At 61.4% G+C, this 2,495-nt stretch carries 2 protein-coding genes; both read right to left on the bottom strand.

The genetic code is table 11. The features are described from left to right. The coding region (locus GXX82_09720; protein ID NLT23313.1) for a DUF2169 domain-containing protein at window positions 1–1,832 on the bottom strand (1,832 nt) is incomplete at its 3' end. Window position 1,833: 1 nt separating this feature from the next. Continuing rightward, window positions 1,834–2,495 (bottom strand): hypothetical protein (locus GXX82_09715; protein ID NLT23312.1); only part of this gene is annotated, 662 nt, incomplete at its 5' end.

Raw genomic sequence — 2,495 nt, 5'->3', positions numbered from 1 at the left:
GCGGTATCGAAGACCGGCCGGACGGCGATCGTCTCGAGGGCGGCACCGTTGAAACGGGGGATAATGAGCCCCGGCGGGATGACAAGGGCGCCTGGCTCGCCGTCCTTGTCCACCGGTTTGAGGCCCCACATGCCCCTTTCGAGGCGGACCTCTTCCGTGTTGATCCCTGCCCAGGACCTCCTGAGGGTATAGGGCCTCAAGCCGAGGCCGCGCAGAGCGGCGATCATCCCGGGATCCCCTTCGAGCCTCTCGCGGCATTCCTCGACAAAGCGCATCCCCGATTCGTGCCAGGGGTTACCCGGCTGTTCCTCGCAGGCCGCGAACATGGCATCGACATCGATGTCCTCCTTCTGCAGTCCAGAGAGTTTCAGGGTGTCGAGGGTCTTTTTGAACTGATCCTTCATCTTCGCGAGGTTCCCGGCGTTGGTCTTCTTGATCTGCTCCACCGTGCCCGGTATCTTCGCAAGCTTTGCCTTCGCTTCGTCGAGGCTTTTCACCGCCGTCGTGAAACCTTCCGTATCGATCTTCATCATGTGCCCGTACAGGGCCTTCGCGTCGCGCACCTGCTTTTCGCCTTCGGCAAGGAGCTTCTTCTGGCTGTCGATGATGGCCATGGACTGGATAGCGATCTCGGCGGGTGTTTTGACCGATCTCGGGGCCTTGCCGAGGCCCTGTGCGATGGTGTCGTTCACCTTAAGTGGCAGGTCCTTCAGCATATCGGCGACGCCCGTCAGCTTCTTCTTCGCCTCTTCCATCTGGGGGGCCATGTCGACGGGAACGGCCCGGTCGATGCGCCTCTTGAACTGCTCGTAGTAGTCCGCGATGGCGACGGGCTGCTGCTCCAGTGTCTCCGTGGCGATGTAGAGATGCGGGATGTCGAGGGCCTCATCGTCCTTGACCTCGGCGGTGCCCCGCCAGATCGCAATGCCCCTCTCGGCGTGGGGGAAAAGCCAGACTGTGTCGATATGGGTGAGCACTTCCTTGAAGACCGTCTCGCCGTCGGGTTTGTTCACGTCGGAAAGCTGGTTGACGAAGAGACGGTGGCGCAATGCCGGAAGACGCGACTCGATGACGGGCCTTTTCGGGTGCATGCCGGTAACGACGAAGGTCTCCGTTCCCCGGAAGAATTCATCCATCTGCTGGTCTTCGGGAGCGGCATTGAAATAGGTCCAGTTCATGTCGTCGGGGTAGAAGGGCCAGCGCTCCTGAAACCACTTGTTGTCATAAGTGCCGAGCTTCTTTGCCCTCTGGGGCCAGGTGTAGTCGAGGGGTCCGAAACCCGCCGGGTCCGGCCGGTCCGAGATCGAACCCACAAGGCGGCCCGGGTCTTCGATATTGGGGAGCGGATGCACCTCGGCTCCCGACGCCGCAATGACAGGCGCAACACCCCTGCCGACGGGGTTCCGGTCAAAACCATTGCCGCCGAAGGCCCTGTCGTATGTGACGGGCATCTCGATAAAAGGCTCGGGGTCGCTTATCGCGAACCCCACCCCCGCCGCCTTTTTCCAGTAGCGGTTGCCGAACACGTAGAGGGTCTTCTCCATGGGGCCGATCCTGACGGTCACCCGGGACGCACCCCGGGGTTTGCCGTTGGGTGCGAAGCACCTGCCCCAGACAAGCGTCTCCCCCTTCGGTTTCGGCATGGCCATGTCGAGGATGGCGTCCTTGCCGAGCTCCCCCTGGACGAAGGGCCACATCTCCTGCTCCTTCAGGGGGTTTGACGGGTCCATGAAGGCGAAGAAGGTCATCACCGTCACGGCAAGGTAATACCTGTCGCCGAGGCCGAAATAGTTGAGAAGAAGAGAGTGTTCCGATTCCTTGATGACTTTCATATCAAACCTGTATAATTTGCAGGGCCTCCTCGGTAGCGACCCCGGCGTCCCTGATCTGCGCGCCTGCGGTCCTCAACGTCTCTCCGGCGTTGTTGACCCCGATGCCGGCGTTCGTTATCTTCGTCCCCGCGACCCTGGTCTCGTTGCCGACGGTGCGCAGGCCCCCGATGGTGTTCTCCATTTTTGTCGCCACCGCGTTGATCCTCTGGGCGTTTGTCTCCGTTCTCGTCGCCGTCGTCTCGACGCTGTTCGCTATGGTCTCTGTCCTCTGTGCGAGAGTCCCGATCCTCGCAGCCGTGTTCTGCATGCGCTGTCCGACGGCGTGGTTTACCTGACCTTCTATCCTCGTTGCCTCGCCGGCGAAGCGCTGCTTGCTCGCGCGGGCAACAGTCATGCTGGCATAGGTCTTCCAGTTGCCCGGGGTGACGTTCACGTGGAAGTTCCTGAAATTCAGGATCTCCGGGATCTGGGTCTCGAACTTGCCGCCGAATACCGCATCCGTCAGCCCCCCGACCGTGAACCAGACGCGAAGCCCCACCACCCAGCTGTTCACGTTCCCGAGGATGATCTCGTTCTTCCCGCCGCAAAACACATCGAGCCACCCGTTTGTTGCCTCCTTGATGCCCGTGCCGCCCTTGATGAAGCTGTGGCCCTCATACTCGG

This window comes from Syntrophorhabdus sp., from assembly GCA_012719415.1.
Classification (GTDB): domain Bacteria; phylum Desulfobacterota; class Syntrophorhabdia; order Syntrophorhabdales; family Syntrophorhabdaceae; genus Delta-02.
Note: the sequence above shows the minus strand (reverse complement) of the source record. Positions and strands in the feature narration are given on the sequence as shown.